The sequence below is a fragment of the Pelosinus baikalensis genome, from assembly GCF_020819555.1.
In the GTDB taxonomy this organism is placed as follows: domain Bacteria; phylum Bacillota; class Negativicutes; order DSM-13327; family DSM-13327; genus Pelosinus; species Pelosinus baikalensis.
In genome coordinates, this window is sequence record NZ_JAJHJB010000002.1 from 104,907 (window position 1) to 120,068 (window position 15,162).

Annotated in this window: 14 protein-coding genes; 3 read left to right on the forward strand and 11 right to left on the reverse strand. The window is 37.5% G+C overall.

What is annotated here, in order from left to right:
- Positions 1 to 46: 46 nt before the first annotated feature.
- From LMF89_RS01985 to rfbD, 7 genes are all read right to left on the reverse strand, one after another.
- A complete protein-coding gene (locus LMF89_RS01985; RefSeq protein ID WP_229533658.1) occupies positions 47 to 841 on the reverse strand; it encodes a tyrosine-protein phosphatase in 795 nt (264 codons plus the stop codon).
- A gap of 185 nt (positions 842 to 1,026) precedes the next feature.
- The gene (locus LMF89_RS01990) at positions 1,027 to 2,217 is read right to left on the reverse strand and encodes a hypothetical protein (protein WP_229533659.1); all 1,191 of its coding nucleotides are present in this window, start codon (positions 2,215 to 2,217) and stop codon (positions 1,027 to 1,029) included.
- Between the two features lie 75 nt (positions 2,218 to 2,292).
- Positions 2,293 to 2,730: a VanZ family protein gene (locus tag LMF89_RS01995; protein WP_229533660.1), complete on the reverse strand. Its 438-nt coding sequence runs from the start codon at positions 2,728 to 2,730 to the stop codon at positions 2,293 to 2,295.
- Between the two features lie 135 nt (positions 2,731 to 2,865).
- Entirely contained in the window at positions 2,866 to 3,402 is a 537-nt protein-coding gene (gene rfbC / locus LMF89_RS02000; RefSeq protein ID WP_229533661.1) for a dTDP-4-dehydrorhamnose 3,5-epimerase, read from the reverse strand.
- Positions 3,399 to 4,286, reverse strand: coding sequence for a glucose-1-phosphate thymidylyltransferase RfbA (rfbA, locus tag LMF89_RS02005; RefSeq protein WP_229533662.1), 888 nt, complete (start codon positions 4,284 to 4,286; stop codon positions 3,399 to 3,401). Before rfbA ends, rfbC begins: the two co-directional genes overlap by 4 nt.
- On the reverse strand, positions 4,286 to 5,353 hold the full coding sequence (rfbB, locus tag LMF89_RS02010; protein ID WP_229533821.1) for a dTDP-glucose 4,6-dehydratase: 1,068 nt from the start codon (positions 5,351 to 5,353) through the stop codon (positions 4,286 to 4,288). Before rfbB ends, rfbA begins: the two co-directional genes overlap by 1 nt.
- Positions 5,354 to 5,395: 42 nt before the next feature.
- Positions 5,396 to 6,241, reverse strand: a complete 846-nt coding sequence (gene rfbD, locus LMF89_RS02015) for a dTDP-4-dehydrorhamnose reductase (RefSeq protein WP_229533663.1) — start codon at positions 6,239 to 6,241, stop codon at positions 5,396 to 5,398.
- A 92-nt stretch (positions 6,242 to 6,333) separates the two neighbouring features.
- On the opposite strand from rfbD, the gene LMF89_RS02020 reads away from it, so the two are divergent.
- Positions 6,334 to 7,209 (forward strand): polysaccharide deacetylase family protein, encoded by an 876-nt coding sequence (locus LMF89_RS02020; protein WP_229533664.1) that lies wholly within the window; start codon positions 6,334 to 6,336, stop codon positions 7,207 to 7,209.
- A gap of 76 nt (positions 7,210 to 7,285) precedes the next feature.
- On the opposite strand, the gene LMF89_RS02025 is transcribed toward LMF89_RS02020, so the two are convergent.
- On the reverse strand, positions 7,286 to 9,256 hold the full coding sequence (locus tag LMF89_RS02025; protein ID WP_229533665.1) for an LTA synthase family protein: 1,971 nt from the start codon (positions 9,254 to 9,256) through the stop codon (positions 7,286 to 7,288).
- Between the two features lie 77 nt (positions 9,257 to 9,333).
- Positions 9,334 to 10,227 (reverse strand): radical SAM/SPASM domain-containing protein, encoded by an 894-nt coding sequence (locus LMF89_RS02030; RefSeq protein WP_229533666.1) that lies wholly within the window; start codon positions 10,225 to 10,227, stop codon positions 9,334 to 9,336.
- Between the two features lie 161 nt (positions 10,228 to 10,388).
- On the opposite strand from LMF89_RS02030, the gene LMF89_RS02035 reads away from it, so the two are divergent.
- A complete protein-coding gene (locus LMF89_RS02035) occupies positions 10,389 to 11,489 on the forward strand; it encodes a glycosyltransferase family 4 protein (RefSeq protein ID WP_229533667.1) in 1,101 nt (366 codons plus the stop codon).
- Between the two features lie 74 nt (positions 11,490 to 11,563).
- Complete coding sequence (locus LMF89_RS02040; protein WP_229533668.1) at positions 11,564 to 12,487, forward strand: glycosyltransferase family 2 protein; 924 nt, start codon at positions 11,564 to 11,566, stop codon at positions 12,485 to 12,487.
- Positions 12,488 to 12,790: 303 nt separating this feature from the next.
- Here LMF89_RS02040 and LMF89_RS02045 read toward each other — a convergent pair whose 3' ends face one another.
- Complete coding sequence (locus LMF89_RS02045) at positions 12,791 to 14,008, reverse strand: capsular polysaccharide export protein, LipB/KpsS family (protein ID WP_229533669.1); 1,218 nt, start codon at positions 14,006 to 14,008, stop codon at positions 12,791 to 12,793.
- 74 nt (positions 14,009 to 14,082) lie between these two features.
- Positions 14,083 to 15,126 (reverse strand): CgeB family protein, encoded by a 1,044-nt coding sequence (locus LMF89_RS02050; protein WP_229533670.1) that lies wholly within the window; start codon positions 15,124 to 15,126, stop codon positions 14,083 to 14,085.
- Positions 15,127 to 15,162 lie beyond the last annotated feature (36 nt).

Below are 15,162 nucleotides of genomic sequence, written 5' to 3' on the forward strand. Positions count from 1 at the left end.
TACCTTTGTATTCTTTTTTATTTTTGCTGTCAATATCAACTATATCTCACTTCCATATACTACCTATCCAAGCCATGATTCCCTTGGTTTTCTTAGGGTATTGTATGTCGCTGATAGCAGGAATATCCACATCTTTACCGCTAATAATATGATTCGAATTTTCCACTGTAATGCTTTGTGTTTTCTTTATTCCAATCAACTCTGTAATTTTTTTTATTGCAGGAGTCAAATTGGTATTACGGTGATTTATACGATGAGCATCAGATCCCAAACTATGAATCATATTATTAACCAGCAGCAGCTCTGCCGTAGCCATCACTCGCTCTCCCATATGTCCAGTGATACTTGTACCATTCATTTGTGTCAATATCCCTTTACCAATCCATTCTGCGAGAAGCTCTGGCTTTTTAGCAATTTCGGGATGTCGCTCCGGATGTGCTAGGACCGGTGTTATCCCTCTGGCTTGAAGGGTGAAAAAGAAGTCATCCGTAAAGCTGGGAATATGGTTTGCTGGCAATTCCACTAATAGATAACGACCACCATTAATACAATATGACCCTGGACCTTTCAATTTTTCTAATATATCGAAATGTATCGCAACTTCTCCACCTGGAAATATAGGTATTTCAATTCCTGCTTTTTGCGCTTCTTGCCTTAGTGTATCACATTCAACAAGAACTCGATCCCAGGCAGGCAGCCATTCGCCTTCTATGATATGTGGAGTGGCAACAATTCCCTTCGTACCATTTTCCACAGCCATTTGCAACATCGCCAAAGACATTTCCATATTTTTTGAACCGTCATCTATACCCGGGATAATATGACTATGTAGATCAAACATGTTTGAATACTCCTTTATTAGATACCTTTTGTAACATTATAGCAAACTAAGATTGTAATTGACATAGAAAAACTCCTTGCGTCCTGCGTCATTGCGACCAGAGTGAAGAACGTTAAACACAAAGAGCACAGAAAAAAGTAAAAAAGTAATGCCGTGGCATAAATTGTCACGGCATTCTCTTTCAACTATTTTTTATAAAACTGATAGGTCACTTTCTGACTCAGCTGTGCCGGTCCTTGACGATCGCGTTCCCATGTCTTAATCCCTACTGAGAAATTGTGAGGGCTGACGAGTGCTTCTGTTTGCAGATACCATGGCTCTTCTTTCATGACCACAATCAGATCACTGCCGCCAGTTTCGCCCCAAGAGGAAATACGATGTTCATAGTAATTGCGAACCTGACCGTTCTGCCAATAGGTACGCAGGCGTTCTGCTTTGACTTCTCCGACCAATACGCCGCCTTCTGGCACTTTTTTCTCTATACCGCCAATCCTGCCTGACACTAATGGTATTTGCATTGCAAATCCTTCAGGAGTACGATCGTAGTCAAAGGCTACCTTACCCATGGCTTTCGTTGTATGATTCATGGGGAAGCTCACCATGATGCCTGTGTAAGCAGGCTGATTCTGTAATTTTTCATAGAGCAATCCGACTGTATATCGGGTTCCAGTGGTTCCCAAATAAACATTATAACCATTTTCCTTGCGACCCAATGGCTCTGGTCTTACTGCTAGTCCCCCTACATGGGTTTCAAAGTGAAGTTTTCCAAAATTCTGGCGGTAGAAGACATAATCCTCTAAGATCTTTGAACCACCCTCTTTGCCAAAATCCCAGTTGATCCCGCTTACATGTAATCCTAGACCTGTTTTGTGAGCATAATCCAAGGTCAAGAGCTCTCCACTGTAGCCAGTTTTTGCTCCATTGGTTAAATCACTAATCCCTGGCACTTGATCAAATACCGCAATGGAATCGGGATAGGGAAAATGTAGATATCTCATGTTACCAATGCGCAAACTGGCACTTAAGGTGCCATTCTGACTTTCATGAAATCCATAGCCCTCCAGATAGTTCTCATCAAAATGAGGATGAAAGCCTCTTAATGTATCTTGTTCACGATTGGAACGAACCACGGTATGCCAGCGCACACCTGGAGCTAAATCCATATCTCCTCTGAATTGCAGATTACGGGTATGGAAGGTATCAGTCCAAAGAAAAACCCCTACGCTGGCATCCCAAGTACCTTTTCCCTGGCCTATATAAGGAAAGTACCAGCCTGTTTCTCGTGGTGGAGTTTCTACATTTTCAGCATAGGTATTCGTTAGAGGTATAATGAATAAGACCAATAGACCTATGATCATTCTGATGATAAAATTCATTGTTGTTTCCTCCCTATTATTTTTGGGGGACACACCCCGCCCTGTGGGGACCCCTCTCTAGAGGGGAATTAAGATCTAAATTTTGGATTTTTGTTTCATGGACTTCACTAGTAATATAAAGATAGTGGCTGCTAGCGTGTCTAGGACTACATCACCGAAGCGGCTGCAGCGGCCTGGTATGAAGTATTGATGCCATTCATCAAAAGCAGCTGCTATGGCTGTTAAGATGATCGCCCAGACTGCTGAGTATCTAGTCGCCCAATAGATGCTAATCCCCAGTGTGCCAAAAGCTACAATATGTCCAATTTTATGCAGAATGAAATCAGGATGCAGCGAAAACATATAGGAGAAGTAACCTTGTGAGCCAATCTTGATGTAGTATTGGCTAACGAAACGTCGTAACCAAAGTGGGATCTGCGCTTCACTGATCAAATGAAGATTGGGTATATCCGATAGGAAATAAATAATGATCATAATAATCAAAACACTTAGCCAGCGCCATATATTTTTCATTGATTATCCTCAACATTCAGTAAGATTGTTTTGTTCTTTACTGTCATTACAGTGACAACAAAACAATCTTGCTGCAGGAGGGATTGCTTCGTTAGCACTCGCAATGACATTTCTATTTTATTCTATTAAACAACATTACTTCTTTATTATATCTCGCAGTCGTAAATTTTCTTTGTCTTTTGCCGATAAAACCGGTTCTGTCATCGGCCACTGGATTCCAATATCAGGATCATTCCACATAATACCGGTCTCTGCCTGTGGATTATATTTATCAGTACATTTGTATGCAAATAACGCCGTTTCGCTTACTACGCAAAAACCATGAGCAAAACCTTCTGGGACGTAAAATTGCTTTTTGTTTTCATTCGATAGGATAACGCCTTCCCATTGACCAAAGGTTGATGAGCCTGCTCGAATATCTACTGCCACATCAAATACTTCTCCTTGGAGAACATAGACCAGCTTTCCTTGTGGATTCGGATTTTGAAAATGCAATCCGCGGAGTACGCCTTTTGTTGAAAAAGATAAATTATCTTGCACAAAATGATAAGGCAAGCCTGCTTCTTCGTACTTTTCCTTATTCCAGGTTTCCATAAAAAAACCACGATTATCGCCAAATACTTTTGGCTCAATAATCACTACACCTTGCAATTTCGTCTCAATGATATTCATAGTTTCGCACCGCCTTGCAGAAGATTTAATAAGTATTGCCCATATCCATTCTTTTTAAGAGGATCTGCTAATTGAAATAGCTTTTCATTATTAATGAGTCCCATACGATAAGCGATTTCTTCCGGACAGGCAACCATGAGTCCTTGGCGCTGTTGTATGGTTTCAATATAGTTAGCTGCTTGTAATAAGGACTCATGAGTTCCTGTATCCAGCCAGGCAAAACCGCGGCCTAAGGTCTCTACCCGTAATTTTTTTTGTTCTAAATAGGCTCGGTTGACATCCGTAATTTCCAATTCACCACGTACTGAAGGCTTTAAATCTTTAGCGATATCTACGACATGATTATCATAAAAATAGAGCCCCGTAACAGCATAGTTGGATTTTGGTTTGTCAGGCTTTTCTTCAATGCTTACTGCTTGCTTGTTATCATCAAAATCGACTACACCATAACGTTCAGGATCTTTCACCCAGTAGGCGAAAACAGTAGCTCCTTCTTCATGGCTGGCAGCACGGCGTAAACTATCCGTCAGGCTATGTCCATAAAAAATATTATCACCTAATACTAATGCGCAACTGTCATTACCAATAAAATCTCGTCCAATAATAAAGGCTTGGGCAAGTCCATCAGGACTAGGCTGCACTGCATAGTTCAAATTGATCCCCCATTGACTGCCATCATTCAGCATTGCTTGAAAAAAGGGCTGATCCTGGGGAGTCGTAATAATCAAGATATCTTTGATACCAGCCAATAGCAGCGTACACAAGGGATAATAAATCATCGGCTTATCATAAATCGGCATCAATTGTTTGCTGACTACGGTAGTCAATGGATATAGCCTGGTACCAGAGCCACCTGCTAAAATAATTCCTTTTGTAATTCCCATTATTGTTTCTCCTCTGACACAAGACCGAGTCGTTCTCCCCGATAGCTGCCATCACAAACATGGTGGCACCACTCAGCATTGTGCAAATACCATTGTATCGTTTTCTCTATACCGCTCTCAAAGGTTTCTGACGGTACCCATCCCAGCTCATTTTTGATTTTGGATGCATCAATGGCATAACGCCGATCATGTCCCGGGCGATCCTTCACATAGGCAATTTGCTCCCGATATGATTTTCCAGTATCTCTTGGTCTTGCTTTATCTAGTAAATCACAAATCTTATATACAATTTCTAAATTCGATTTTTCATTATGCCCGCCAATATTATAGGTTTTACCAATTTTCCCCTTATCCAATACTGATAAGATGGCACTACAATGATCTTCTACATATAGCCAGTCCCGAACATTCTTTCCATCTCCATAGATAGGCAATGATTTCCCAGCTAATGCATTTAATATCATTAATGGAATTAATTTTTCAGGAAATTGATACGGTCCATAATTATTGGAGCAATTTGTCGTTACTACAGGAAGTCCATAGGTATGATGATACGCTCTTACTAAGTGGTCAGAAGATGCTTTGGAAGCGGAATAGGGGGAATTGGGAGCATAGGGTGTTTCTTCTGTGAAATATCCAGTCTCCCCTAAAGAGCCGAATACTTCATCCGTTGATACATGAAGAAAACGGAACTTATTTTTGTCTGCTTCTGCCCGCTTCAGCCAGTATTTCTTTACGGATTCTAATAAATTAAATGTACCAACAATATTGGTTTGTATAAACGCAGCAGGACCTTCGATGGAACGGTCCACATGGGATTCGGCTGCAAAATTCACTACAGCATCTGGAGAATACTCTGCCAGCAGCTGATCTACTAATAAGCCATCACCAATGTCGCCTTGGACAAATCTATAGTTAGGGTTGTCCACAATTGCCTGTAACGACTCTAAATTTCCAGCATAAGTAAGGCTATCCAAATTGATCACTTTTTCCCCTTGAGCGATTGCCATATGTACAAAGTTACTACCAATAAAGCCTGCGCCGCCTGTAACGAGTATCGTATTCATGAATTCCATCATCCTCTCCCTCATAGCTGTTATTCTTTTGATTTAAAGCTGCTGGCAATTATGCTCCAAGTAATCCTTTAACGCTTCCTGCCACGGCCTCATCGTATTAAGTCCACGAAGTTTTAGCATTCTGTTTTCCATTACGGAATGCATAGGACGTTTTGCTTTTACTGGATATTCGGCTGTAGTTAAGGATTTTATGATGGTCTTGCGTTTGGCACCAGTCATAATTTCCTTGGCAAACTCATACCAGCTGCAGCTTCCTTCATTAGAAGCATGATAAACGCCATAAAACGTAGTACACATAACTTTCTCAATCGCCCAGCATAAGTCTTTCGTGTAGGTAGGCGTGCCGTATTGATCTCCCACTACGGATATTTCACTTTTTTCTTTAGACAAGCGCAGCATCGTACGAACAAAATTATTACCGTCACCGTATAACCAGGATGTACGTAAGATGAAATATTTTCCACCAACTTGCTCAATTAGTTTTTCACCGAAGGATTTACTGCGGCCATATACAGAAAGAGGATTATGCTGGTCAAATTCTTCATATGGTTTATCCTTCGTTCCGTCAAAAACATAATCAGTACTAATGTGCACCAGCTTACTGTCGTGTTTTTTGCAGCTTATCGCTAGGTTTTCAGCTCCTATTGCATTTACTTTAAATGCATTTTCACAATCTTCTTCGGCCTTTTCTACATTGGTATATGCCGCTGCATTGATTACAACATCTGGTTTTACTTTGGCAATAGCAGTATCAACAGCGTCGAAATCCGTGATGTTCAAGGTATCCGTGCCATGCAAGAACAGTTCATATTTATCCTGAAATTGTCGTTTAATTTCTCTGCCAAGCTGGCCATTCGCACCTACCACAAAAATTTTCATTCTATAAATTCTCCTCACCTTTTTTACATACTGCTAAAATAGTGATAAAATAAAGCATTCTATAATATCACACCAGAAAGGATTTCTCACTCATGATTATCTTACTTATTATAATACTATTATTTTTAATCTATCAACATATAAATAAGGAAGTCCCTATTTTAATGTACCATCGAATTGCTGATATACCAAATGATCGCAATACAGTATCACCCATTATGTTTGAGCAGCAGCTGCAATATTTAAAGAGACATGGGTATACTACAATATCTTTACAAGACCTGTATCATCATTTTACCCTGAAGTCTCCTCTTCCGTCAAAATCCATTCTTCTCACTTTTGATGACGGCTATGAAGACAATCTTATGAATGCTTTACCACTATTAAAAAAATATGATATGGCAGCCACAGTTTGTATCATCAGCAATTGGATCGGACAAGAAAATAATTGGGAAGATTATAAAAATAAACCTCACTGCCGAACGATGGATTTGGCACAGCTCCAAGAGTGGTTAAAACAAGGAATGTTTATTTGTGCCCATACTGTCAATCATCCTTTCCTGCCTAGATTGAATAATGAAGAAATCCTCCATGAGCTTGCAAGCTGCAAGATTTCCCTAGAACACCAGCTACATATCCCCATCGACTTCTTATGCTATCCTTATGGTGATTTTGATAACAGAGTAAAAATTCTAGCTAAGCAGGCAGGCTATAAAGCAGCTTTGGGTATTTTCAAGGGCACAGACTTCTGGAGAAATGATTTATTTTCTTTAAAGCGAGTAGTTATCTCATCACGACAGCCCTTATGGGAATTTGCCTTAAAGGTTTCTTCACTGCATATGATATTCATTGGGATGAGAATTCTAGAATATCGAATAAAGCAATACCGTGATTTGCTCCCCCCCACCTTACTACAACGTATTTTCTCAAAGCATGGTAACAAAAAACATATAAATAAAAACAATTAAGCCAAGAGGCACAAGATTACTTAGAGTATCCCTCTTTGTAACTTTGTGCCTTTTAAGTTATTATGAATTTATTAGATCAAAAATAACGACCATTTTTGATACGCCACCAGGAAACCGCTTGCATGGCTTCCAAATCCAGTTGCACACTCTGGCGATCTACTTGAGAACTGGTACTTGCATAAGGTACAGGAACCGTAACATTACTGTCCAGTTTTCCAATAGTTTCATGCGTGATCCATAATAAGTGATTAACACCTACATTATTCCCTCTTGTTAAACTTTCCCCAACAGAATAATATTTAAAGCCTAATGGTGCAATCAATTCGAATAGGGTAGGCAGGATATGAATATGATTGCCAGCTATTTTCTCTGGCAATAACTGTTTATCTACCCCTTGACCATATAGTATTAGAGGAATGGCATACCGAGTAAATAAGTCTGGATTGAGTTCAATATTCATACGATCCGCATGATCTCCCGTGATAATAAACAAACTATCCGGGGACTTTCCATATATATTTTTGACAAACTGGGAGATGCATTTATCCGCATACCAGTAGTGACCTAATTGTTTCATTAGTGATTTATTATTTTGGGCAGATTCAGGCAATGCACTCCGCACTTGTTCTTCCGGAAATCCTTCTTTCTTTAAATCCACAGTATAAGGTGCGTGATTGGATACTGTTAAGATGACATCTACAGTAGGCTGCTCATCTTCTTGAAATTTTTCCTGTATCGTCTCAAAAAGCAGCTTATCGTCGGCTCCCCATACGTTTCCAGATTCTTTTTTTAATTCATCAAAAGCATGGAACTCATCAAATCCTTGGGCTAAGACATAGTCGCGGATTCGTTCCCAGGAACTAAAACCACCATACCAGAAGCGTGTTTTGTATCCTAGTTTTTTCAGTTGTGGTGCAATGGCCGTTGCATAAGCTTCTTTATAGGATTCTGGTTGGTAATTGGGATATAGATTCACCTCGGTCAAACCAGAGACAATACCTGTAACGGCCATAGGAGTAAAGGGTCCATTAGGTAAAAAGGCTGGCACATAAACGGAGTTCTCCTCAGCTATAAGACTCTTTAATCCATCTGCAATATGCAAATCAGCATATTGAGGCAGAAGCGGCCACTGGGCCTGGCTTTCTCCGATAATGATAAAAATATGCTTAGGTTTTGATAACTTTGCTCCTTGCGCATGTTTTTCCAGAAATGCTTCGAGATCATTGCCGTCTATATCTTGCTTTGCCAAATGCTGACCATATTGGCGAATTCGCTCTGTATTCACATGAATCCCTTGCGCACTTTCCATGAGTTCATTAATCTTGCGGGCCCGATATAGGGCTTGTACATCGTCTAATATCGCTTCATTTAAGAATTCATCATGACAAACAGCAGCATTTTTCCAACTGACAGATTGGGAATATGCGAAACTGCCGCCAAAACGTGTAAAGACCATAAATGTTACCATAATAAGTACAACGGATGTACGCATGGCTAGTTTACCCCATATATTGTCCACTTGAGGCAGCATGAATGTACCCGTATTGAGCCATCGTTTCAGCAGCCAGCCGAATACCACTGTCATTATTAATGCGATTGCTAATCGTTCAAAGAGCTGGTATTCTTGCACAAAAGTAGCAAATAATGCTTGGCTATCATCACGAAATGTATTATAGATGAATTGATTAAATCCGCTGTGAAATTGCTCGTAGTACGGAATGCGTGCCTGAAACAACACCGCTAACATTGCAATATAAGCACAGCCTATCCACCAGCGTAAATTATCCAATTTGGCACGCACCCATAGAAGATTTACTATGGTACAGCAAACCCATGTTAACAGCGCAGCGATACCTGCGGTTTTCAAACTGATGCGCAATCCATAGAATAAGGCAACAGCAATATCTTTTCCTGTCGTTCCTTCATTCATATAGGTGTGCAGCCAGCCGATAAAACCTACCCGCAGTCCACATAAAACTAATAAAATAAAGAAAAACACTTTCAAATCCTGTTGAATATTACGAAAAAAGAAATTCCAACGTGACACCGAACTAAGCCTCCCACCAATTATATAATATATTCTTTTTTTACAATGTACTAGTTATCCTAAGATGTTTCACTAATTTATAATAAAGAGTCACAGTTTTTACAAAGAGGTAACAAAGAACGACTTTGTATAATATTTTTACGTATATTGGTATAGATTTCTCCATTCCATACTTCTTCGATACTTTGAACTGCTAGATCACCTAACGTATGCTTCCCTAAAGCATCATTACAGCAAAAGCTCACTTTTCCGTCAGGGCGCACGATCATTTGTCTAAAAGGCAGCAAACAAGATACGTCTAAAGATTGAATCTGCTCTGACTTACGATTCGGAGCTTGTCCCCCTCGAGTGCTGAGTACATCGTGTAACTTTCGTAGTCGAATCCGTACCTTATCCAGATATACTTTATTTTTTGTACAGTAATCATGTACTTGCTGAACAGGAGTAATGAGTTTTAATTTATCATTATAATTATCAATATACATGTGGTCTAGATACTGCATGAGATCTATAAATTTATTCACGGTCAGCAATGTACCATTGGTATAGATCTGAATGGTGGCATTAGGCAAATGCTGTTTCGCTATCCGCGCTAAATCCACTAATCTTTCATCTAATAATGGTTCGTTGTTTGAATATAAGCCTACAGTACCACGGTAATCCAAGTGCTGCAGTTGTTGAATGATGTTAGTAAATAGCTCTGTACTCATTTTCTTATATTCACGCGTATCATCATTTTTGTTTACTGGACAGAACGAACACGTACTGTTACATCGATTATGGGTTTCAATTTCGATGGTGCGAAATAACGGATAGGAACCATTTTGCTTATAGAAGGCTTCGCGTTCTGTAATATTTTCTGCTACACGCTTTTTGTATTTTTTCTTTTTATGATCGTTATATAGATTCATAAGACTTGGTATATGCGCTTTGACATAATATTTTACTATATTTTCATAATTGACTAACATTGTTTACATCTCCCTGATTTTTCGGCGTACGTATAATTGTATCACTAAATATTCCTCTTGACCATATTTTACCACTCAATTACATCAGAAAAATTGTTCCTAAAACTACTTCGTGCTACAATGATAAGTAATCATTCTTTTTCGTAACAGGGGGTTATCAATTGCAAGTTACTAATCTTTTATTAGTTGTTCCCCGGTTAAATATCGGTGGCGCAGAATCCTATGTCTTTCAATTAGCAAAACAACTAAAAGCAATGGATTATAATATATATGTGGCTTCTTGGGGAGGCTTATTAGCTAATGAATTAAAGAACATGGGAATTACCCATTATAAAGTACCCATACGATTACACAAGGGCCTTGCTTCTATGATGTTAGAAAAAATCATTCACCGGCACAATATCCAATTGGTACATGCTAACTCAGAAGCTGCTGGACAAGCTACCGCTTTAGCATGCATGCGAGCTAACATCCCTTGGGTATATACTGCTCATGGACGGTTAAACTTTATGGAACAGCAATCCAACATTGCACAAGCACAGCGGATTATCTGCGTAAGTGACTATTTGAGGAATCGCTTTCTTAGTGAAGGATATCTCGATCCACAGAAACTTATTACGATATACAATGGAATCGATACGGCTACATATTCACCAACGCCTGAAAATTTATCAAAAGGAATCCACCTACGAGAAAAGTGGGGCGTAACTAGGAGTGACTTCCTTTTAGGCATCGTTTCCAGAGTAGCCAGACCAAATATGAAAGGACATATGGATTTATTACATCTACTGGCAACTTATGAAAATGCCAAAAACTGGAAATTAGTCATTATAGGTAAAGGGAAGTACCTCCCCTTTTTAAAATATAAGGCTTGGAGATTTGGAATATACGATCGCATTATTTTTGCTGGACATCATACTGACATGCCTGTAGCCTTAAGTGCAATTGATGTGATGGCATTTCCATCTAAGCTAGAGACTTTCGGACTAGCAGCAGCTGAAGCCATGTCAATGGGAAAACCAGTTGTTGCATATGCTGTAGGAGGTTTACCCGAGGTAGTTGATGACGGTTCTACAGGTTTTTTAGTAGAAAAAAATGGTATTAAAGCATTATATGAAAAATTATTATTAGTATGTAACGATTTAACTTTACAAAAAAGGATCTCCTTAAATAGCCGAGAGAAAATTATTCAAAACTTCTCTTACTCACAAACTACTGATAAAATTGCTGATTTATATAATGCAATAGTAACTAATTATTAAATCTTTCATATACTAGCTCTTAGAAAAAATGTTATAATTCCTGTTGAAGAATTTTTAAGTAAGGAGGAATTTCGGTGAAAATATCGGTTGCTATGTGCACCTATAATGGTGAAAAGTATCTGGCACAACAGCTTAACAGCATTCTATTCCAAACATTATTACCAGATGAAATTATCATTTGCGATGATAATTCAAGTGATAATACTAAGCGACTACTGAAAGATTTTACTCATCCGATAATCAAAGTACATCATAATCCTATTAATCTAGGTTCTACCAAAAATTTTGAACAGGCAATAAAAATGTGTAGTGGCGATATCATTTTTCTAGCCGATCAGGATGATGTTTGGTTAGAAAACAAAGTAGCAACGATCATGGAAGCCTTTCTTTTATACCCTCATGTCTACATGATATTTACCAATGCTTTTGTTACTGATAAAAATTTAAGTCCTACGGAACTATCCCTTTGGGATTATGTGAACTTTAATCACAAAAATTTTACAATACAATCTTTATTACCAAGAAACATAGTAACCGGTGCAACGATGGCATTTAAAAAGGAAGCTCTTGAGCATATCTATCCTTTTTCTCTCACTTGCCTTCACGATGATTGGATGGCATTTATAATGACTGCTTTTTATCCTGTAATGCCGCTTAATGAAAAATTAATTTATTACCGCCACCACGATTCTCAGCAAATTGGAATAAACTTAAAACCGCAAAATTTATTGGTTAAGTTAAGGTCTCGTATGTTAGGCGTTCATGTAAGACACCATAGAAAATATCTTCCTAGGCTTAAAGCATTGCAAAACAGACTAGAAGGATGCACTAATACAAAATCTTGTAGAGAACTTATTGAATATACTAACCACCTGGAAGCCAGAATTAATTTACCTAAAAATAAAATCGCCAGGCTATTTGCTATAAAGAATGAACTTGCTGGGTATTCATATTATGAGAATTATATGAATGCACTAAAAGACTGGATATCAAATTGAAAAGACGATCTGAAGAATCGGTTTATTGTGGAACATCACGAGCATTAAATAAAAAAGGGAACTTGAACTAATAATAAAGAAACTCTTAGGGCAAGTACATAAGTAGTAGAGCTAAAAATATTATAGTACATTTTTTTAGGGAAAGTGCAACATATCAAATAAGAAAACCAGATTATGATTTATTTCATAAAATCTGGTTTTCTTATTATTTATAACTATTTCAGCTCCTATTGCAATCTTGATTTGTAGATTTATATCATCAATCCTTTTATGTTCCACGTACACAATTTGCCAAATAAATTTTTAATCCTTTAGAATCTTTTTGATTTTGTCTTTAATACTGCTTAAGTGATTACAATCCACCTCACGCCAACTGCCATCTACTAAGTAGTTGCATCGAAGATAAAATAAAAATTTATCAATCAATTCGTTGTCAACCGGAGTATTGATCACATCAATGTATTCAGATAGATTGTGATGATCTAGCACCCTTGTTACGATACCTGGTATATTATAAAAAGCATTTCCAAGAGTAATTACTTGTTTATGATAGAACAACGCTTCGATTCCAACAGAAGAATTAATCGTGATAATCCCTTGACTTTTTTTGATTAATTCTTCTGTAGAATAATCATTGACAAAAATTACTTTAGGAAACTTTTTTTTCAATTTATTATAATTTACCCTGCCAAAATCACTAGGATGCTCTTTTACGACAATCCTTAAATTATCTGCTTGTCTTTCATTGTACTTATTGACACCTTGCCAAACAGTTTCTAGTAATTGTGACATTGTAGCAATAAGAGGAGAAAACAGTAAGATCTGCGTATCATCATGGACTTGAAATGGTAAAAATATGAATTTTTCAGGTAATTGAGTATCCTTAAAATTCGCCTTGAAAATAGACTGTAAGACTACTTGAGATTTGCTTTTTCTCTTTTCCCTCGCTACTAATGATGTTTTCTTGAATTGTTCATATTTTTCTATATCAATATCAATGCAAGAAAAGAATGTACTATCTAAACCGACTAAGCTATTTTTAAAGTTAACACCCTTGCTATCAACAGTTGTCGTCTTTGGTAAAAGGCCGTTTTCAAAAAAAAGTGTTTTTATTCCCATTTTTCGAGCAACATAAATAGCTGCCGCTAATGTAGGGCGGCTCCCATTCCAAACGCAGACCATATGTATTTGATTCTTTCTAAAATAATTTTGAAAATTATATATTTCTAAATATGCTTTTTTCTTAAGAAAGTAGGAAGTCATTAGAATTTTTCTACGGAGACTCAGCTTCTTATAAATTGCTAACTGTTTATAAAAATATAAAATTTCATTCAATTCTTCGTCATCTGGAAGCATTTCTTGAGATAATTCGACATTAGTAAAGACGTCTTTCAACCGAAGTAAATCTTTACATTGTAAATGGAAGATGTTGTAGTTAGACTGCAGCGAGGTATCAATTTGGTGAAAATATTGGGATTGTGTACTATATAATGAAATAAAAAGTATATTTTTTTTGTTCATAACATAATTCAACCTTTAATTAATAATATTTTATACTTCACAATTGAGAGTAAAGAACCTTATTCGTAGCAATTCTAACCAAGCTTCTTCTCTTCCTTCGATACTATTAGAGACCATACTCTTTGAACTGTACTACCGATATCATATGTATTTTCTACATGGGCATACCCTTCTGCAGCAATAGCTTCGCGTAAATCAGAATTCAGCAAATAATAATCAATTTTCTCTAGTAAATCATCTATATCATTGTATACTGCTAAATGCTTTCCGATCTGGAAATATTGATTTAACTCTGCCTTATTATCAACAAGCGCAAAGGACTTTGTTCCTAATATTTCAAAGGTTCGAGGATTAAGACCATCATGCTCAGCAATATGAATATTCAAACAAATCTTCGACCGACGATAAAGTCCTGCAAGATCGACTGGGTCTATCTTGGTATTTACCGCATACAAATCCAGAGGAGCATGTTTCTTTTTAAATTGTGACTTTTTCCAGAAATGGCTTCCCCAATAGTTCCCATATGTAATAAAAGTTCGATTATTTTTCAATGCATAATCGGCCACTTGTTTTAATATTTCCAGCCGTTTTTTAGTAGTTTTCCCAACAAATGAAATATCAACATCTCTAACTTGTTTATCTGGATAATAAATCGATGAATCATAGCTACTCAATACATGACTACAAGACACTTGATACTTTTGAGTAACATAATCGATATCCAGAACATCATACACAAAACATCGATCGTAAAAAGAAAGATTCTGCTCAAGCTGAGAATTGCGTTTAAGTCCATCCAAAAGCCATAGTACAAGTTTAGCTCCACTACTTTTTAGAAATTGTAAGGTTTTTGAGGAAATGATATTTCCATTACATACAATGCATACATCGGGTTTAAACGCAGCGCTAATCTCCAAAATATGATGATTCCATTCGCTGGCATGTGCTTCCCTTACATCTATAATCCCACAATAATCCAACTTCTTTTGCCAATAGCTACAACTATCATAGGCATTACCATAACATTGGACATTTACAGTAATGTTGATTTTTTCCAACGATGCTGCAATACTTCTAACATAATTAAAATAATTAGGGCCAATTAATAATACTTTCATAAACCTAAACCTCTCTTTAAGAAATAGAGCTAAGAA

What these genes read in the sequence shown, in the direction of transcription:
- LMF89_RS01985 (WP_229533658.1), bottom strand. Translation starts at nt 841, where the DNA reads ATGTTTGATCTACATAGTCATATTATCCCGGGTATAGATGACGGTTCA.
- LMF89_RS02050 (WP_229533670.1), bottom strand. Translation starts at nt 15,126, where the DNA reads ATGAAAGTATTATTAATTGGCCCTAATTATTTTAATTATGTTAGAAGT.
- LMF89_RS01990 (WP_229533659.1), bottom strand. Translation starts at nt 2,217, where the DNA reads ATGAATTTTATCATCAGAATGATCATAGGTCTATTGGTCTTATTCATT.
- LMF89_RS02020 (WP_229533664.1), top strand. Translation starts at nt 6,334, where the DNA reads ATGATTATCTTACTTATTATAATACTATTATTTTTAATCTATCAACAT.
- LMF89_RS02045 (WP_229533669.1), bottom strand. Translation starts at nt 14,008, where the DNA reads ATGAACAAAAAAAATATACTTTTTATTTCATTATATAGTACACAATCC.
- rfbB (WP_229533821.1), bottom strand. Translation starts at nt 5,353, where the DNA reads ATGAATACGATACTCGTTACAGGCGGCGCAGGCTTTATTGGTAGTAAC.
- rfbA (WP_229533662.1), bottom strand. Translation starts at nt 4,286, where the DNA reads ATGGGAATTACAAAAGGAATTATTTTAGCAGGTGGCTCTGGTACCAGG.
- rfbD (WP_229533663.1), bottom strand. Translation starts at nt 6,241, where the DNA reads ATGAAAATTTTTGTGGTAGGTGCGAATGGCCAGCTTGGCAGAGAAATT.
- rfbC (WP_229533661.1), bottom strand. Translation starts at nt 3,402, where the DNA reads ATGAATATCATTGAGACGAAATTGCAAGGTGTAGTGATTATTGAGCCA.
- LMF89_RS01995 (WP_229533660.1), bottom strand. Translation starts at nt 2,730, where the DNA reads ATGAAAAATATATGGCGCTGGCTAAGTGTTTTGATTATTATGATCATT.
- LMF89_RS02030 (WP_229533666.1), bottom strand. Translation starts at nt 10,227, where the DNA reads ATGTTAGTCAATTATGAAAATATAGTAAAATATTATGTCAAAGCGCAT.